This is a genomic window from Pirellulimonas nuda, assembly GCF_007750855.1.
Lineage (GTDB): Bacteria > Planctomycetota > Planctomycetia > Pirellulales > Lacipirellulaceae > Pirellulimonas > Pirellulimonas nuda.
Genome location: NZ_CP036291.1, coordinates 1687027 through 1704387, shown reverse-complemented (window position 1 = coordinate 1704387; position 17361 = coordinate 1687027). Strand labels below are relative to the sequence as shown.

15 protein-coding genes are annotated in these 17361 nt (G+C 66.0%); 7 read left to right on the top strand and 8 right to left on the bottom strand.

The window, feature by feature from the left end:
• Position 1: 1 nt before the first annotated feature.
• Both Pla175_RS07100 and Pla175_RS07095 read right to left on the bottom strand, forming a co-directional pair.
• Positions 2-2209, bottom strand: a complete 2208-nt coding sequence (locus tag Pla175_RS07100) for a S9 family peptidase (protein WP_231954238.1) — start codon at positions 2207-2209, stop codon at positions 2-4.
• Positions 2210-2404: 195 nt separating this feature from the next.
• A complete protein-coding gene (locus tag Pla175_RS07095) occupies positions 2405-2863 on the bottom strand; it encodes an SRPBCC family protein (RefSeq protein WP_145282575.1) in 459 nt (152 codons plus the stop codon).
• A 71-nt stretch (positions 2864-2934) separates the two neighbouring features.
• Here Pla175_RS07095 and Pla175_RS07090 point away from each other — a divergent pair, with 71 nt between their 5' ends.
• Both Pla175_RS07090 and Pla175_RS27005 read left to right on the top strand, forming a co-directional pair.
• Positions 2935-3180, top strand: coding sequence for a type II toxin-antitoxin system HicB family antitoxin (locus Pla175_RS07090; RefSeq protein ID WP_145282573.1), 246 nt, complete (start codon positions 2935-2937; stop codon positions 3178-3180).
• Positions 3177-3389 carry a type II toxin-antitoxin system HicA family toxin gene (locus Pla175_RS27005; RefSeq protein ID WP_145282570.1) on the top strand — a complete coding sequence of 71 codons (213 nt, stop codon included), beginning with the start codon at positions 3177-3179 and terminating at the stop codon, positions 3387-3389. Before Pla175_RS07090 ends, Pla175_RS27005 begins: the two co-directional genes overlap by 4 nt.
• Positions 3390-3534: 145 nt before the next feature.
• On the opposite strand, the gene Pla175_RS07080 is transcribed toward Pla175_RS27005, so the two are convergent.
• Positions 3535-3900, bottom strand: coding sequence for a PRC-barrel domain-containing protein (locus Pla175_RS07080; RefSeq protein WP_145282567.1), 366 nt, complete (start codon positions 3898-3900; stop codon positions 3535-3537).
• Between the two features lie 318 nt (positions 3901-4218).
• Positions 4219-5724, bottom strand: a complete 1506-nt coding sequence (locus Pla175_RS07075; RefSeq protein WP_145282565.1) for a CoA-acylating methylmalonate-semialdehyde dehydrogenase — start codon at positions 5722-5724, stop codon at positions 4219-4221.
• A 161-nt stretch (positions 5725-5885) separates the two neighbouring features.
• On the opposite strand from Pla175_RS07075, the gene Pla175_RS07070 reads away from it, so the two are divergent.
• Together Pla175_RS07070 and Pla175_RS07065 are read left to right on the top strand one after the other, a co-directional pair.
• Positions 5886-6758: a nitrilase-related carbon-nitrogen hydrolase gene (locus tag Pla175_RS07070; protein ID WP_145282563.1), complete on the top strand. Its 873-nt coding sequence runs from the start codon at positions 5886-5888 to the stop codon at positions 6756-6758.
• Between the two features lie 117 nt (positions 6759-6875).
• Positions 6876-7235 (top strand): hypothetical protein, encoded by a 360-nt coding sequence (locus Pla175_RS07065; RefSeq protein ID WP_145282561.1) that lies wholly within the window; start codon positions 6876-6878, stop codon positions 7233-7235.
• Between the two features lie 100 nt (positions 7236-7335).
• Here the strand turns inward: Pla175_RS07065 and Pla175_RS07060 are convergent, their stop codons facing one another.
• Positions 7336-7938, bottom strand: coding sequence for a hypothetical protein (locus Pla175_RS07060; protein WP_145282559.1), 603 nt, complete (start codon positions 7936-7938; stop codon positions 7336-7338).
• 76 nt (positions 7939-8014) lie between these two features.
• Between Pla175_RS07060 and Pla175_RS07055 the strand changes: the two genes are divergently transcribed.
• The 3 genes from Pla175_RS07055 to preA all read left to right on the top strand — a co-directional run bounded on the left by Pla175_RS07055 (position 8015) and on the right by preA (position 12341).
• The gene (locus tag Pla175_RS07055) at positions 8015-9457 is read left to right on the top strand and encodes a uracil-xanthine permease family protein (RefSeq protein ID WP_145282557.1); all 1443 of its coding nucleotides are present in this window, start codon (positions 8015-8017) and stop codon (positions 9455-9457) included.
• Positions 9458-9650: 193 nt separating this feature from the next.
• A complete protein-coding gene (locus Pla175_RS07050; RefSeq protein WP_145282554.1) occupies positions 9651-10991 on the top strand; it encodes an aspartate aminotransferase family protein in 1341 nt (446 codons plus the stop codon).
• Positions 10992-11195: 204 nt separating this feature from the next.
• Positions 11196-12341 (top strand): NAD-dependent dihydropyrimidine dehydrogenase subunit PreA, encoded by a 1146-nt coding sequence (gene preA / locus Pla175_RS07045; protein ID WP_145282552.1) that lies wholly within the window; start codon positions 11196-11198, stop codon positions 12339-12341.
• A gap of 112 nt (positions 12342-12453) precedes the next feature.
• Here the strand turns inward: preA and Pla175_RS07040 are convergent, their stop codons facing one another.
• The 3 genes from Pla175_RS07040 to Pla175_RS07030 form a co-directional block, all read right to left on the bottom strand.
• Positions 12454-12735, bottom strand: coding sequence for a hypothetical protein (locus Pla175_RS07040; RefSeq protein ID WP_145282550.1), 282 nt, complete (start codon positions 12733-12735; stop codon positions 12454-12456).
• A gap of 128 nt (positions 12736-12863) precedes the next feature.
• On the bottom strand, positions 12864-14246 hold the full coding sequence (gene hydA, locus Pla175_RS07035) for a dihydropyrimidinase (protein ID WP_145282548.1): 1383 nt from the start codon (positions 14244-14246) through the stop codon (positions 12864-12866).
• 357 nt (positions 14247-14603) lie between these two features.
• Positions 14604-17324: a protein kinase domain-containing protein gene (locus Pla175_RS07030; protein WP_145282546.1), complete on the bottom strand. Its 2721-nt coding sequence runs from the start codon at positions 17322-17324 to the stop codon at positions 14604-14606.
• Positions 17325-17361: the final 37 nt, after the last annotated feature.

Here is a 17361-nt window from a genome sequence, read left to right as displayed (position 1 = left end):
GTCAATCGCCCGCGGCTTTCAGGCCCGCCTCTAGGCCCGGCACCTCGTTGGCGCCGGTCGGCACGGTGATGCTCGCGCCTTCGAAGTCTTCACCGATGGGCTCGTAGCGGCCGCCGAGGTGCTCGGCCAGGAAGGCCTCGGTCACCGCGTTGAAGCTCATGCGGTTCTCGGGGCGGGCAAAGCCGTGCCCCTCGTCGGGGTAGAGGACGTAGGTGACCGGGATGTTCTTGGCCTGCATCGCCTCGACGATCTGGTCCGCCTCGACCTGCGTGACGCGCGGGTCGTTGGCGCCCTGGCCGATCAACAGCGGCCGCTCGATCTTGTCTACCCGCGTCAACGGCGAGCGCTTCAGGAGTTCCTCTTTGCCGAGGTCGGTGGTCCAGTCGCCGACGCGGAGCTTCATCACCGGCATGAAGGGCGCCCAGTACGGCGGCGCGTTCTGCAGCAGGGTCACCAGGCTGCTGGGGCCGACGATGTCCACCCCGCAGGCGAACTCCTGCGGCGTGTAGGTGAGCCCCACCAGGGTGGCGTACCCACCGTAGCTTCCGCCCATGATGCAGACCTTGTCGCGCTGGGCGATCCCTTGCTTCACGGCCCAGTCGACCGCGTCGAGCAGGTCGTCGTGCATCTGACCCGACCACTGACCGTTGGCGGCGTTGATGAACTCCTTGCCGAAGCCGGTCGAGCCGCGGTAGTTGACGTTCAGCACCGCGTAGCCGCGGTTGGCGAGCCACTGGTGCTCGCCGTTGAAGCCCCAGCCGTCGCGGGCCCAGGGGCCGCCGTGGACGTCGAGCACCATCGGCACCGGGGCGTTGGGGACGCCGTCGCCGTCCGGGTCGCTGCCGGGCGGGAGCGTGAGGTAGCAGACCAGGTTCATGCCGTCGCGGCTCTCGATCACGCGGTCGTGCATCTTGACCAGCGGGTACTGGTCGAGGTCGTCGCGGCTGCTGAACAGGTAAGTCATGCTCCGCTCGCCCGGCCCCCCCTTCGCGGGGCGTGTGTAGCGGTAGTACTTCACCGGGCCGTCGTCGAGGATGTACGCCACCGACCAGGTCGTGTCGTCGGTGGTCCGGCTGGTGACCTCAAACTCGCCGTCCTGGAACTTACCCAGATAGTCGAGGTCGGCCTGCACGGTGGGGTCGAGCACACGCCACTCGCGGCGGGCGTACGTAAAGGAGACCGCCTGGATCTTCTGCGTCACCGGGTGGACGAGCGCACCGCCGGCGTCGGCCCGTTTGTCTTCGGCGATCAGCTTGGTCTCGCCCGTCTCGGTGCTGGTGGCGAACAGCCCCGCCGTGTCGCGGTTGCGGCTGTCCTGGAAGTAGAAGGTCTTGCCGTCGGCCGTGTAGCCGGCCGGGCCGCTGGTCATGGCGTCTTCGGGGCCGAACGTCTCGATGACGTCCCAGTCGGGGAAGCCAGTCTCGCCGGCCTCTCCCTTGGGGAGCATCCACACCTGGCCGCCGGTCTCGGTGAAATTGAGCGCCATGCGGACGTTGAGCTTGTCGTCGGTGATGAAGCCGGCCACGCCGGGGTTCTCTTGCACCAGCTTCCGCTCGCCGGTGGCCAGGTTCACGCGGTAGATGTCGTGCAGTTGCGGGTTGCGGTCGTTCAGGCCGACCAGGATCTCGCCGGGAAACTGCTGGCTGTCGCCGGCGATCTGGGCGTTCACGCCCTCGATGGGGGTGAGGTCGCGTGTCTTCTTGGTCGCGACGTCGGTGGCGTAGAGGTGCCAGTTCTCGTCGCCACCTTTGTCTTGCGAGTAGAGGATGCTCTTGGCGTCGTTCGACCAGCTATGCCCGCGGATGCCGCGGAGCTTGTCCTCGGTCACGGCGACCGCTTCTTCGAACTTGTCGATGGGCGCCACCCAGACGTTCATCACCTCGGCGCCCGAGGGCTGCTTGACCGGCGCCAAGAAGCTGAGCCACTTGCCGTCGGGGCTGATCCGCGCCTGGGCCCGCGTGGGGTTCCCGAACAGCACTTCGCGGGGGATCAACGGGGCGTCTTCGAGCGAGGCGGGCATAGGCTTATTAACAATGTGGGGCTTGTCGGCCGCGGGGGCCTTCTTGGCGGAGAGCTGCGGCGCGTCGGCGACCGACGTGGCGCACCCGCTGGCGGCGAGCGCAAGCAGCGCAAGAAACATCGACAACTCAGCGGCGAGCATCCCGAGACGCGTCTTCAGCGGGCTGCTGGGATTGGGGCGGCAATGCATACAGGTTTGACGAGATTGCGGTTTGCGGGGCATAGGTTGAGTGTCCGACGTTGTAGGCTCGAAGCGGCCTCCCCGGCAACCGGGGGGCGGGGCGTCAAACGCCCACCCGACATGCCATACGCGGCCCGAAACCAGGCCGTTCATGCTGGCGCCCCTAGAATTCTGGGCCAGCAGGCCCCGGCGGGGTCCGTCTGCCTACCGGGCCCGGCCCGTGCCCCGCAGCCGGCGACGGGTGACCCACGCCCGGTAGGCGAACATGAACGACAGATTCGCCCGCGCGAACAGCACCCGCGTCAGCAGCCCCCGCCACCCGCTGCGGTGCTGATAATCGATGTGCTCGTCGATCCGGGTCTGGTCCGGGCCGATCGGCGTGAAGGTGTGGGTGTGCTCCCAACGGGCGGCGGGCCCCTCCGCCTGTACGTCCGTAAAGCCGCGCTGCGAGACGTTGCGATGGACCGCCGTCCACCGCAAGGGGATCGGCCCCACCCACAGCGTGAACTTGCTGACCGAGCCCTCGGCCAGCGGCTCGACCGAGTGGATCCGCACGATCGTCGGCGGGGGCGTCAGCAGTTTGAGCGCGCGGGTGTCCGAGTGGAACGCGGCCACCTCCGTGAGCGGGGCGGGGACGGTGAAGTTGTAGTCGAAGGTAGGCAATCGATTCTCGCTTGGCGCCGGAGTTGATATCATAGAGAGCGATTCCAAAAGCGAACCGGAGCCAATCAAAAATGCTCTACCGAGTCCCCCTCTGCTTCGTCCCCCAACCCGAAGGGGGGTTTACAGTTACCTCTTCTGCGCTCCCAGAATTGGTGACGGAGGGAGACACCCTCGACGAGGCGTTCGCCAACGCCCAGGACGCGCTGGCTGCGGTCGTCGAGCTGTACGCCGACGAAGGCCGCTCGTTGCCCGCTGGAGTGCAGGCGCCACCGAGCGGCGAGCTCTTTTGGTCCGACGTGTTGGTAGCGTCGCCGTGAAGTATCGAGAGGCGGTCCGACGGCTAGCAATCCTCGGCTGCGTGGAGACCCCACGCCGCGGCGGTGGTTCCCACCGCAAGTGGCGCAATCCGATTGCTGGACGGTCAGCGGTCTTGCCAGATCATGGGGGAAAGGACCTAAAAGTTGGGACGCTTCGCGCTGCGGTACGCCAACTTGGGTTGGACTGGGAAGCGTTCGAGCAAGCTTGACGATCACAACTGGGCTATTTCGTCTCTTCTAGCAGCCACATCGGGATCAGCCGTCGGCGAGGCGTAGCAGCCGACACAAAAAAACGACCGCCGCATTGCTGCGGCGGCCGTTGGTTGGGAGTCGATCTAACCCGTAACGGTGGGGCTAGCTCCAGTAGGGGTCGACGCCGTACACACCGTGCACGTCCGTCTGCCAGGACTGATCGGCCATGTCTGGCCAGTTGTTCTCGTCGAATCCGTGGGCGTTCTCAAGCCGCTCCTTGTCGACATCGAGCGTGAAGCACTCCTTGTCGCAATTGACCTGCAACGCCTTGAACGGCACGGCGAACAGCTTGTTGCCGAAGCCGAGGAAGCCGCCGAACGACAGCACCGCGTACGCGACGCGCCCGGTATTCAGGTCGATCATCAGGTCCTTGATCGTGCCCAGGTCTTTGCCGGCCAAGTTTTCGACCGAATCGCCGTTGATGGTGCTAGCGGAAAGAACACTGCGTTTGAGAGTGGCAGTAGCCATGGTGAGTCCTTTGGTTCGAGTGTCAGAATCGAGAAACCGTACTCAACCAAGCTGCAAGTGATGTGCCAAAGGGCTCGCGTCAGGCGTTGCAGGCCGATGTGCGCCCGAGAGGCGCGCCTAGGCCGATCAGTATGGATCGCACGCACGCGCGATGGCCCCCACCCCACCACCCCCCGGTGCTGGACTCAATAGGGGAGCCGTCGGCGTCAGCGGCCGGAGGACGGCGCATGTTCGCACCGAGCAGGGACGAGGACGCCCGGCGCAATCCGGGTGAAGACAGGCGTTGCTCCGCCGGCTGACGCCGACGGCTCGCCTTGGCTATTGGCGAGGGGCGTCGCGCCAAACCGGGTCGAGGTGCGATTCGTCCGTCCGCGGCCAGCGCGTGAGCGTCACCTTCTGGCGGGTGTAGAACTGGATCCCCTCGGTCCCCTGCACGTGCAGGTCGCCGAAGAACGAGCGGTTCCAGCCGGTGAACGGGAACCACGCCATCGGCGCCGGCACGCCGACGTTCACGCCGATCATCCCCGCATTGAAATGACGCGTGAACTCGCGGGCGGCGTAGCCGTCGCGGGTGAAGATGACCGCGCCGTTGCCGTAGTCGCACGCGTCCCCCAATGCCAGCGCCTCCTCCAGGTTCTTCACACGGGCGACCGACAGCACGGGGCCGAACACCTCGTCGCTGGCGATCCGCATCTCCGGCGTCACGTGGTCCACCACGCTGGGGCCGATCAAGAACGCGTCGTCCGTCATGCCCCGTTCGCGGCCGTCCAGCGCCAGCGTGGCGCCGTCCTTCTTGGCGTTCTCCAGCGCCGTGGCGACCCGCGTGCGGTGTTCGGCACGGATCACCGGCCCCATGGCGACCGACTCGTCACCGTCGGAGGGGCCGACCTTCATCGCGGCGCCCAGATCCACAAGCGCCTCGACCATCGGGTCGCCCGCCGAGCCGACCGCCACCGCCAGGCTCCCCGCCATGCAGCGCTGGCCCGCGCAGCCGTAGGCGCTGGCGGCGAGCTGCTTGACCGTTCGGTCCAGGTCCGCGTCGGGCATGATGATCAGGTGGTTCTTGGCCCCCCCGGCGGCCTGCACCCGTTTGCCGTGCGCCGTGCCGGTCTTGTAGATGTACTCCGCGATCGGCGTCGAACCGACGAACGACACGGCCGACACCTTGGGGTGGGTCAGCAACGCGTCAACGCACTCCTTGCCGCCGTGGACGATGTTGAACACACCCGCGGGCAGCCCCGCCTCGGCCAGCAGCTCGCCCAGCCGCACGGCGGAGAGGGGCACTTTCTCCGATGGCTTCAGCACAAACGTGTTTCCGCAGGTGATGGCCACCGGGAACATCCACAGCGGCACCATGTTGGGGAAGTTGTACGGCGTGATCCCTACGCACACCCCCACCGGGTGCCGCACGCACTGGGCGTCGACCCCCGCGGCGATGTTCGGCAGCATGTCGCCGATGATCAGGCTGGGGATGCCGCAAGAGAACTCCACCATCTCGACGCCGCGGTTCACCTCGGCGCGGGCCTCGGTGAGCGTCTTGCCGTGTTCGCGGGTCACCAGCGCCGCGATCTCGTCGAAGTGCTGCTCCATCAGCGCGCGGAAGCGGAACATCACCCGCGCGCGTTCGACCACCGGCGTTGCGCTCCAGCCGGGCAGCGCCCGCGCGGCGGCTTCTACGACTTCGGCGGTCTGCCCCGCGCTGGCCAGCGGCGTGCGGGCGATCACGGTGCCGGTGGAAGGGTTGAAAACTTCCTCGTAGGCGGTGGCGTCCAATGATGACCAGACGCCGCCGCTGAACGAGGGGACCGTTTCGATAGTTGGCATGGCTGGGGGCGCGGGGCCAGGGGTAGAAGCTCGGGGCGAGAGGCGAGAGTTTCTGCTTTGGAGTCTCGCCCCAGGTCGGTTAGGATACCGGAGAACAGCAGCCAGGCCAGTGCCGTGGTATTAACCGCCGCGTTCCCGCCCCCAACCCCCCGTCCCTCCCTATGCCCCGACCCGTCCGCGGCGCCTTGATTCAGGCCACCACCTGCGAGCCGAGCACCTCGCCCGTCGAGAAGATCAAGCAGGCGATGATCGACAAGCACGTCGCCATGATCGCCCAGGCCGCGGACGCGGGCGCCCAGGTCGTTTGCCTGCAGGAGCTGTTCTACGGCCCCTACTTCTGCGCCGAGCAAGAGACCAAGTGGTACGAGCTGACCGAGCGCGTCCCCGACGGCCCGACCGTCAAGCTAATGCAGGAGCTGGCCAAAAAGCATGAAATGGTGCTGGTGGTCCCGCTGTACGAAGAGGAACTCACCGGCGTCTACTACAACACGGCCGCGGTGATCAACGCGGACGGCAAGTACCTGGGCAAGTTCCGCAAGATCCACATCCCGCAGTGCAACCCGGGCTTCTGGGAGAAGTTTTACTTCCGCCCCGGGAACTTGGGGTACCCGGTGTTCGACACCGCGGTCGGCAAGGTGGGCGTTTACATCTGCTACGACCGCCACTTCCCGGACGGCGCGCGCTGCCTGGGGCTCGCCGGCGCGGAGATCGTCTTCAACCCGTCTGCCACCGTCGCGGGCCTCAGCGAGTACCTGTGGAAGATCGAACAGCCCGCCCACGCGGTCGCCAACCAGTACTTCGTCGGCGCCATCAACCGCCCCGGCTGGGAAGAGCCGTGGCGGATCGGCGAGTTCTACGGCCAGAGCTATTTTGTTGATCCCAGAGGCCAGTTCATCGCTCAGAGCACGAAGCGCGACGAGGACGACATCGTGATCGTCGACATGGACCTCGACCTGATCCGCGAGGTGCGCAACACGTGGCAGTTCTTCAGGGACCGCCGGCCGGAGACTTATGGGGCGATTGTGGAGCTTTGAGGGACGATGGACCGGATGACGGGATGGGCGGGGTTTACGGGATACAACCAATCACAATTGCTCGCAACTGGTTTGAGCCGGAAGACATCAGGGCTCGCAGTAGTCACGGAGATTAGAATGGTGATCCTTGCTGAAGTTCACCCGTTTGAAAAGGCGATCAGTGTCGTCGGGGCTATTGCATTGGGGATCGTTTTCTGCGCCGTGTTTTTCACGCTGCTTGGGATGCTTCGCCGGGATGGAGGCGTCAACCGAATCAAGATTGCGGGAGTGCTTGGTGAAGGTAAGCGTTGCAACGTCTTTCTCGGCAGCGGCAAGGTCTACGAGAATGTGCGAATCGTCGGCGTTACCAATTCGAGTCAGGCAAAGGGTGGTTTTCCCTGGGAGCTTCACGGGATGATGATCCTAGAGCACGACGATGGTCGCCATACTCTCATCCAAGCCAAGCTCATTAGGTCGATCGACATTCCCGCTTCTTAGCCGCGTCTCGCCGACTGCGATTTCTATGCCGTACCGGCCTCTGCTAAAATCCATGCCGCCGGGGAGATTTCTCCGCCGATCCCGACGAGCCGGTTCGTTGTCACCCGTCCGGATCGTCCAGCAACGTTTGCAGCCGCCCCGCCAGCGCGGGGGTGAACCGCTGAGGCCATGATTGATCGACTAGGCCGATTTCGATCAAGTCGCGAACGTGGAGGCGACAGACGCATCGCCACAGCGTCAGCTCAAGCAACACCAGCGGTTCCAGCGGCAGCAGCTTGAATGCGGTGTGCGTGCTGTCTGCTGATACGCACGGAGCGGCGGCTACGTGGCCCTCCTTGGCCTTCTCGCCGGCAAATAGCAGGCGGACTGCCTCGCGTGGGCTTCCGTCGGCACCATCGACGAATGTCATCTCGTCGTGCTGCAGGAAGCCGACGCTCTCAAGGGTTTTCTTCGCCGAGGCGTAGTCACCGCGATTGACGAGCATCTCGATGTCAACAGCGTGGCGAACCGCGCCCGGATCGATGGTCGCGACCCAAGCCGCCACTGCGTTGTCGCCGAAGGCCGCGTACGGCACATGGGCCGCTTCGAGAGCGGCGGTAGAGCGACGCAGCCGCTCTTGAACTTTTTCGACCGCCCTCGCCATTCGGTCGAGAACTTCGTCGCCGAATGCCACCACCGTCGGCTTTAAGTTTTGCGTTTCCACACCCAGACTGTACCATAACGCCGCTCCAAACCCCCGCCCGTAAATCCCGCCCATCCCGTCATCCGGCCCATCGTCTATGCAGGAGAACCAGCCGATTATCTACGGCATCGACTCCAAGCCCCCCCTGCCGCGTGCGATGGTGCTGGCCGTGCAGCATGTGCTCACGATGTTCGGCTCGACGGTCGCCGTGCCGCTGCTGCTGGCGCCGGCGATGGGGATGGACGCCACGGAGACCGCGCTGCTTATTTCTTCGGTCATGCTCTGCAGCGGCGTGGCGACGCTGCTCCAGACCACGTTCGGCTCGCGGCTGCCGATCATCCAGGGGGTTAGTTTTTCGTTCTTGGCTGCGTTCTCGGGGGTGATCATCCCGACGGTCCTCAAGCCGACAAGCGAAGGAGGCCTTGGTGGCGACGGCGGCATGTGCATGCAGTACATCGCGGGCGCCGTGATCCTCGGCGCACTGGCCGAGATGGCGATCGGCTTCTCGGGGCTGGCCGGCGCGGTGCGGCGGTACCTCTCGCCCGTGGTGGTGGGGCCGGTGATTATGCTGATCGGTCTGGCGCTCTACGGCGCCGGGGCGCCCGTGGCCGCGGGGCACTGGCCCACCAGCCTGCTGACAATGGCGTTGATCATCTCGTTCTCGCTGGTGTTGGCCCGTCACAGCCTCGTGTTCCGCCTCTTCCCGATGCTGCTAGCGATCCTCGGCGCCGTCGGCGTATGCGGGGTGCTTACCGCCACGGGGGTCTACGGCCCCGAGCACCCGGCACGGGTCAGCTTCGACGCGGTCGAGCACGCCGAGTGGCTCCGCACGACAGGCGTCTTCTTCCCCTGGGGCCTGCCCCGGTTCTCCACTGCGTTCGTGGTCGCGGTGCTGGCCGGCTACCTGGCGTCGATGATCGAGTCGTTCGGCGACTACCACGCGTGCAGCCAGCTTGCCGGCGCGGGGGATCCAAGCCCCGAGCAGATCTCGCGCGGCATCGGCTTTGAGGGCATTGGCTGCGCGCTGACGGGCATGTTCGGCGGGTTCAGCAGCACCAGCTACTCCGAGAACGTCGGCCTCGTGGGGCTCACCAAGGTCGGCAGCCGGTACGTGGTGCAGCTCGCCGGCGTGCTGCTGATCGTGCTGGGGCTGTTCGGCAAGTTCGGCGCCGTGGCCGCGGCCATCCCGCAGCCGGTGGTGGGGGGCCTGTACTGCGTGATGTTCGGGCTGATCTCTGCCGTCGGGGTGCGGCAGTTTGCCCAGGCCGACCTGAGCAGCGACCGCAACCTGCTGATCGGCGGCTTCGCGTTGTTCATGGGCCTCAGCGTCCCCGCGTACTTCTACAGCGACGCCGGTGAAGCGATGATCAACGCGGTCCCGTGGGGCCTCGGTCCCATCCTCGGCGCCGTGGGCAAGACCGGCATGGCGGTTGCCGCCATCTTGGGCATCACGCTCGACAACCTGATCCCGGGCACCGACAAAGAACGGGGCCTCGTCGGCCCCGGCGTGCTGGTGCCCGAAGGGGGGGATATCACCTAGGGGGATGTGGGGATGACGACGGGATAGGGGGATGGTCTCTCGGAGGCGCCGACCTGCAATCGTCAAGAGCCCGCCCTCAGAGGAAGGAATCAAACTGTCTTCGCCACCGAAAAGAAATCAAACCCTCGCGTGACCATCCCCCCATCTCTTTTTCATCCCCACCTCCCCTTACGTCCTTCGCCCAACCATCCCCATGCAGCTCCCCATCATCAACCACCAGCCCGCCCCCTACACCGGCCCGTCGCGCGCGGAGGTGATCGCGCTGCGGAAGCAGTACGTCTCGCCCGGCGTGATTACGTACTACAAAGAGCCCTTGATGATCGTCGAGGGGAAGATGCAGTACGTGTGGGACGAGACCGGGCGGCGGTATCTCGACGCGTTTGCGGGGATCGTGACGGTGAGCGTGGGACACTGCCACCCCAAGGTGCTGGAAAAGGTGCAGGCGCAGTCGGGCAAGCTGCAGCACACCACCACCATCTACCTGAACCCGGTGCTGGGACAGTTCGCCGAGAAGCTGGCCTCGAAGATGCCCGACGGGCTCACCCGCAGCTACTTCACCAACAGCGGCAGCGAGGCGAACGAGGTCGCCATCCTCAGTGCCCGCGAGCACACCGGCAACACCGACGTCATCGCGCTGCGCAACGCGTACCACGGCGGAACCTCTACCACGATGGGGCTGACCGCGCACGGCACGTGGAAGTTTAAGAGCAACCAGACGCTGGGGATCCACCACACGCACGCCGGCTACTGCTACCGCTGCCCCTACGGGCTGGAGTACCCCTCGTGCGACCTGAAGTGCGCCCGCGACATCGAAGAGGTGATCCGCTACCAAACCCCGGGGGAGGTGGCCTGCTTTATCGGCGAGCCCATCCAGGGGGTCGGCGGCGCGGTGACTCCCCCCAAGGAGTACTTCCAAATCATCTACGAGATCGTCCGCAAGTACGGCGGCCTGTGCTACGCAGACGAGGTGCAGGGGGGCTTCGGCCGCACCGGCGAGCACTACTGGTCTCACCAGCACTGGGGCGTCAAGCCAGACGGCATCACGATGGCCAAGGGCATCGGCAACGGCATCCCGCTGGGGGCCTTCACCACCACCGAAGAAATCTCGAAAGTCATGAACAACCGGATCCACTTCAACACCTTCGGCGGCAACCCCGTCAGCATGACCCAGGGGCTCGCGACGCTGGAAGTGATTGACGAAGAGGGCATCCAAGAGAACGCCCGCGTCGTCGGCGGCCACATGAAGGACTCATTGCTGGCGCTCCAGGAAAAGCACCCGATCATCGGCGAGGTCCGCGGCCTCGGGCTGATGCTCGGCGTCGAGCTGGTCCGCGACCGCAAGACCAAGGAACCCGCGAACACCGAGGCCGCCGCGGTGATGGAGCGTATGAAAGACCGCGGCGTGCTGCTCGGCAAGGGGGGCCTGTACGGCAACACCCTGCGGATCAAACCCCCCATGTGCATCACTAAAGACGATTCAGACTATCTGACGGCGATGCTGGACGAAGTCTTCACCGAGCTCCAAAAAGGTTAACCACTACGGGCGCCAAGGGGCACGAAGGAAAGCAAGAGAGCAGGAAGAATGGGACGCGGATGAACGCGGATCTAGAGGATTGAAACGGATTAATTCCATCCTTCTCTTGACCCCTGTCAATCCGTTGTAATCCGCGTTCATCCGCGTCCTATTCGTCTTTGCGTCCGTCGTGCTTCTTTGTGCCCTTCGTGGTAAAACGTCGTCATGCCCACGCTCCAAACCACCGTCGACGGCCTCCGCCTCCCCAACCCGTTCGTCATTGGCTCGGGCCCTCCCGGCACCAACGGCAAGGTGATCGGCCGGGCGTTTGACGATGGCTGGGGGGCCGTGATTTGTAAGACGGTGAGCCTCGACGCCGGCAAGGTGAACAACGTGCAGCCTCGGTACGCGCGGCTCCGGGGACGCCAGAGCGACGAGATTTATGGTTGGGAGAACATCGAACTCATCAGCGACCGCTCATTCGACACCTGGATCGACGAGTTCAAGCGGCTGAAGGACTCGCACGCCGAGGGGGTGCTGATCGCGTCCATCATGGAGGAGTACAGCAAGGGCGCCTGGCAAGAGATTGTGGGCCGGTGCGAGGAGGCGGGCGTCGACGCGTTCGAGCTGAACATGAGCTGTCCCCACGGGCTCCCCGAACGGCGGATGGGCGCCGCGATGGGCGAAAACCCGGAGATCCTCGAAGAGGTGTGCGGCTGGGTGATGCAAGTCGCCAAGCTCCCCGTGTGGGCCAAGATGACCCCCAACGTCACGCACATCGAAGACCCCACCCGCGCCAGCCTGCGGGCCGGCTGCCAGGGGGTAGCGGCCATCAACACCATCCGCAGCGTCGTGGCGGTCGACCTAGAAACCCTCAGGCCCGAGCCGTCGGTCGAGGGCTACACCACCCCCGGCGGCTACTCCGGGCCCGCGGTGCGGCCCATCGCGCTGCGGATGTGCATGGAGATCGCCACGCTGATCAACAAGGAGTTCCCCGGCCGCACCCTCAGCGGCATCGGCGGCATCGAGACGGGCGAAGACGCGGCGCAGTTCATCCTGCTGGGGAGCCACACCGTGCAGGTCTGCACGGGCGTGATGAAGTTCGGCTACCGCTGCGTCCAGGAGATGTGCGAGTCGCTGCTGGCGTTCATGGAGAAGCACGGCTTCGAAGCCATCGACGACTTCCGCGGCAAGAGCCTCCCCTACTTCACCACCCACGCCGACCTAGTGCAGCGCCAAGCCGAGGCCCGCGCCGCCAAGAAGGCCGAGGCCCAATCTCAGAAAGCACAGCAGAAGAAGATGATCCAGGGGGACGCGGAGTGGTCGGGGGACGACTTCGTGGATCAGTCGGATGCGCTGGCGCGGGGGTGATTGGGCGGGACGTTGGACCGGATTACGGGATGGGCTGGATTGACGGGATGTAGGATGGGTTATCCCCGTTAGGGGTAACCCATCACCTCCCGTAGATCGCTTTTCTAACGTCCTAGACGTCCGCTGATTGCTCTCTAGTCCATTCGCTCCCCTTCTTTTCCCTACGTGCTGACCAGCCGACGGGTAAATCTGTTACTTCGGCGAGAGTGCTATCAAGTTCAAGGATCACCTCCCTGGGAACGACGAGTGGCTTTCGGCCCCCTACGTCGTAGCCATCGTAGAATTGGAAGCCGCAATGACCTTCGTCATGCATTACGAGCACGACATCTCGTTCGCCGGCAATCACCTCATCGACCGTGACTACTGCTACATTGAACGGATGATCCCAGTCCATTTTTCTGATTCCAATCGAGAGAAAGATAACTTTGTGTTTACTGCCGATGGGTTACCCCTAACGGGGATAACCCATCCTACTCTTCATCCCGTAAATCCCGCCCATCCCGTAATCCGGTCCATCGTCCCTCAAAAGTGCGTCGGCTCCCGCTTCAAGAACTGGCCGCTCCCCAGCTCCCCAACAAACGCCCCGTCGCGCACTGCCACCTCGCCGCGCACCGTCACCCACTCCGGGCGGCCGATTTGCTCCCAGCCCTCGAACGCGCTGTAGTCGGTCGCCATCTGGTGCGTCGCGGCAGAGATCGTGCCGCGGTAGTCGGGGTCGTAGATCACTAGGTCGGCGTCGGAGCCTACGGCGATCGTCCCCTTTCTTGGGAACAGCCCGAACAGCTTGGCTGCTTGGGTGCTCACGGAGTCGACGAACGTGTTCAGGCTGATGCGGCCCGTCGCGACGCCGTGGGTGTAGAGCAGCGTAGCGCGGTGCTCGATGGTGGGGATGCCGTTGGGGATGAGGGTGAAGTTGTCGCGGCCCATCTCTTTCTGCTGCTGAAAGTCGAACGGGGCGTGGTCGGTCGCCACCGTGGCGATGTCGCGGCTCGCTAGGTGGTTCCACAGCAGCGGCTGCTGATCGGCGGAGCGGATCGGTGGCGACATCACGTACTTGGCGCCCTCGAAGTCGGGCTGCTGGGCGTAGGTGCCGTCGAGCACCAGGTACGGGATCACCGTCTCGATCGCCACATGCACTCCGCGGCGCCGCGCGTCGAGCGCCGCTTGTACCGCGCCGTCGCAACTCGTGTGGACGATGTAGACGTGGGCGCCGGTTAGCTCCGCGAAGGTCATCAGGTGGTGGACCCCCTCGGCCTCGACCTCTTGCGGACGGGAGGGCTCGTGCCACTCGGGGCCGGTTTTGCCCTCGGCCAGCAGCTTCTGCTGGAGCTGGGCGACCAGCGTCTCGTTCTCGCAGTGGGCGGTGACGATCACCCCCAGCTCCTTGGCGAGCCGCAGCGTCTTGTACAGCTCTGTGTCGTCGACGCCGAAGAACCCCTGGTAAGCCAGGAAGACCTTGAAGCTGGCGACCCCCGCCTCGACGATTTGCCGCAGCTTGGGCGGCGTGTCGTCGTCGAACCGTGTGACCCCCATGTGGAACGTGAAGTCGCACGCGCTGAGGCCTTCGGCCTTCGACTTCCACAGCTCAAACGCTTCGAGCGGGTCTTCGCTGCGGCTGGGGCAGCACATCTCGATCAGCGTCGTGGTGCCGCCGACCAGCGCCGCGCGGCTTGCGGTGCCGTAGTCGTCCTTGGCGTACGTCCCCATGAACGGCAAGTAGATATGCACGTGCGGGTCGATGAACCCCGGCATGACCAGCTTGCCCGTGGCGTCGATCACCTCCGTCCCGCCGGGGGCGGTGAGGTTGCGCCCGATGGCGGCGATCGTCTCGCCCTCGCACAGCACGTCGGCCACGTAGTCGTCGGTCGCGGTTACGATGCGGCCATTGCGGATCAGGAGCGTCACGGCGGGGCCTTGCGAGGTCTGGGGAGTTCGCTGCCCAGTTTAGCCGGCCGGCGCTGCGTTGCTAAGCAGGGATAGACCAGCCATCAGTAGTCTGGTCGCTGCGACGCAACAGAACCGCCACGACGCCACGAGCGCGAAGGCCGCCACGACGGACGAGGTTGAACCGCCAAGAACGCCAAGAAAGTCGAAAGACGGACCGGATATCTGGAGAGGACGGGCCAGCCACAGATTCTCTAGGATTTATACGAGCGATCCTGCCGAGGCAGCACCAATCCTGCCGATCCTGTTATCCTGTCTCGTTTTTTCATCTTTCTCAGCTAACGTCTCCGCCGCTCGTTCGTTTCGTTGCCAGGCTGCCTAGCCCGGCGTGCGCAGGTCGGTCCAGGTGATGTCCGTCCGTGCGTGCAGCCGGCTGGCGGCTTCCATCACGTCTGGCAGCGCCTGGGCGACGCACGCGGCCATCTGCGCCGGCGCGAGCGCGGCGCCCTCGCAGATCAGCACCGCGGCGTCGACCTCGGCCTGGGCGACCGTAGCTGTTCCGCGCAGCTTCAAGAGCTCACTCGCCAACGGCGCGTGGCGTTCGGCCGCCGGGGTCAGCAGCAGCGAGTAACGCGTGTGCCCACAGCCCAGCACCCCGGTCTCGGCGGCGGCTAGCGTGCCCGGCGCTACCGAAGCAGCCTCGGAGGGCACGTCGTGGCAGCTTGCCAGCGACGGGAAATCAAACAACGCGCCGTCGCCGGCCGGTCGTGAAGCATAGAGCCGATCGATCACCCCGGCGCTGATCGACCGCGCGGTCGCCGCGAGCGCCGGGTCGGCCGCCGAGCCCTCGCCGTCAGCCGGCTGCAGCAGTTCCGCCCACTGCGCGAAGCGCTCGGCAGCGTGCTGCACCGCGCGCTTGTACTCTCGCCGGGTCGCGCCGGACTGCGGGTCGCTGTTGGGGTCCTCGGCCGCGAGCATCGGGTTGAAGCGCGAGGTGAACTGACGCGCGAAACGCGAGCGCGAATGCCGACCAAAGCAGGCCAGCAGTTCTGGGTCGCCCGCGGCGCCCATGCTGTCTGCTTCTTCCACCCAGTACCGCAATAACGCCTGCTGGAGCCGGGCCTGGCGGTGGACGGCGGCCGCTTGCTCGATCTGCGCCGGCCGCGCGACGTTGAAGGTCCGCAGCATGCCCGCCGCATTGCCGCCGGCGGCGGCCAGCACGGGGCTCAGGTCGATCGTGGAACGCAGCAACAAATAGTCGGCGATGGCGGCCAGCGCGGCCCGCCGCTCTAAGGCGTTGCCGCGCGCGGAGACCGGCTGCACGTACGCCTCGTCCAACGGGGGCGTTGCCGCCTCGAAGTGCCGGGCGGCGCCGGGGGCGCACGCCTGGCCGACGTTGCCGCTGGCCTGCGCGTGCGTAAGTTCGGTGAGCAACGAGACCAGGTTCGACGCGGCCAGGCTGTCGTTGGCGGTTGGCGTGAGCGCAAAGACCCCGCGGACCGAGACGCCCCGCGACAGCCCGCCCGCGAGGTTGCGTGCGGCCTGGGCGATGTCCAGGGCCGCGCCGCCGCCGGTGCCGCCGCACATCCCGGACAGCACCACCACCTGCACGGGTCGCCCGGCGTGGGCGCCGTCGGCCGCGAGCCGGCTCAGCCGGGCGTGCAACGCACGCACCACCGCGTCGGCGTTGTCGACCGCGGCGATCCGGCCCAGCGGCCGGTAGCCGCGGGTCTGGAGCGACCGCGGGATGTGGTAGAGCCAACGCCGGCTGACCCACGGCAGCAGGTCGCGTGACGCGTGGCGGTAATCCTTGGGTCGGCGGAGCGGGGTTAGCAGCACGTCTTCCGGAGCGATCTGCGGCGACTCGCCGCGGGTGAGCGGCATTAGTTCTTCGCGGTCGGTGTCGAACGCGAGCCACTCGGCGGGGGGAGCGGCCTCGCCCTGCCCCGCCCAGCGCTCGCGTACGGCCGCCAGCATTTGCGCGCCGACGCCGCCGATGGCGACGAACAACGTAGGCTGCGCCATGCTCGCCAGCGGCGCTGCGATCGGCGGGAGTGCGGCGTCGGAAACTTTGTGGTCGGCGGGAGGAAAATCCAACTGGGGCCGGCCGGGCGCGGCCGACAACGGCGCGTCGGCGCCGTCGTGCGGCAGCAAGTTGGTAGCGCCCCCCTGCTGGGGCAGCGGCGTGGTGCTGATGGCTACCGCGGCGCGGGTGTCGCTGGCGGCCTGGGGCGTGTAGGAAGGCTGCACTCCGTCGATCGGCTGCGAGGCGGCGAGGCCGTGGCCCGCGTCGCCCGGCGCGTCGGACAACGCCCGCACAAACTCTCGGTTGCTGGCGTAGCGCTTGCAGGGGTCCTTTGCCAACGCCCGCCCGACAACGGCTTGGTCTTTGGCGCCTAGCGAGCCGAGGTTCGGCTCGGCCATCGTGTGCTGCTTGGCGAGCTGCGCCGGCGTCCGCCCCGAGAACGGCACCGTGCCGGTAAGCATCTGCTGGTAGACGATCGCTAGGCTGTACTGGTCGCTGCGGTCGCTGGGGTTGTCGTCGTACACCTCGGGCGACGAGTAGAGGGGCGTCATGCCGCCGACCATCGTGTTGATGGTCCGCGCCGCCAGGTCTTTCACCAGCCCAAAGTCGGCCACCTTGATGTGGTCGCCGACGATCAGCAGGTTCTCTGGCTTGATGTCGAGGTGCTGCAGGCCGTGACGCTCGCTCAGGCAGTCGAGCGCCTCGGCCGCGTCGGTCAGCAGCGTGATCAGTTGCTCGCGCGGGATCCCCGGCTTGTCCTGGCCGCGGCACTCTTGGAACAGCTTGTCGAGGCTCTTGTCTGCCAGCTCGGTGACGATCACCAAGCGGTTGTCCACCACCTCGTAGCGCTCGATGGTCAACAAGAACGGGTGCCGGACGCTGCGGACGCGGTCGAGCGACTTGAGCTCGCGCTCGGCCAGGTCACCGTCGCAGTGGCCGAAGACGATCTTGACCGCCTTCTCCATCCCGCCCGGCGCGGTGGCCCGCCACACCTCGCCGTAGCCCCCCGAGCCAAGGCGGTCGAGCAGCGCGTAGCCTTCGGGCAGGGCGATGGGGGAGAGGGCGGTCGTCATGGCGTAAAAGTTGGGGAGGAGCGGGTGGCCCAGGTTC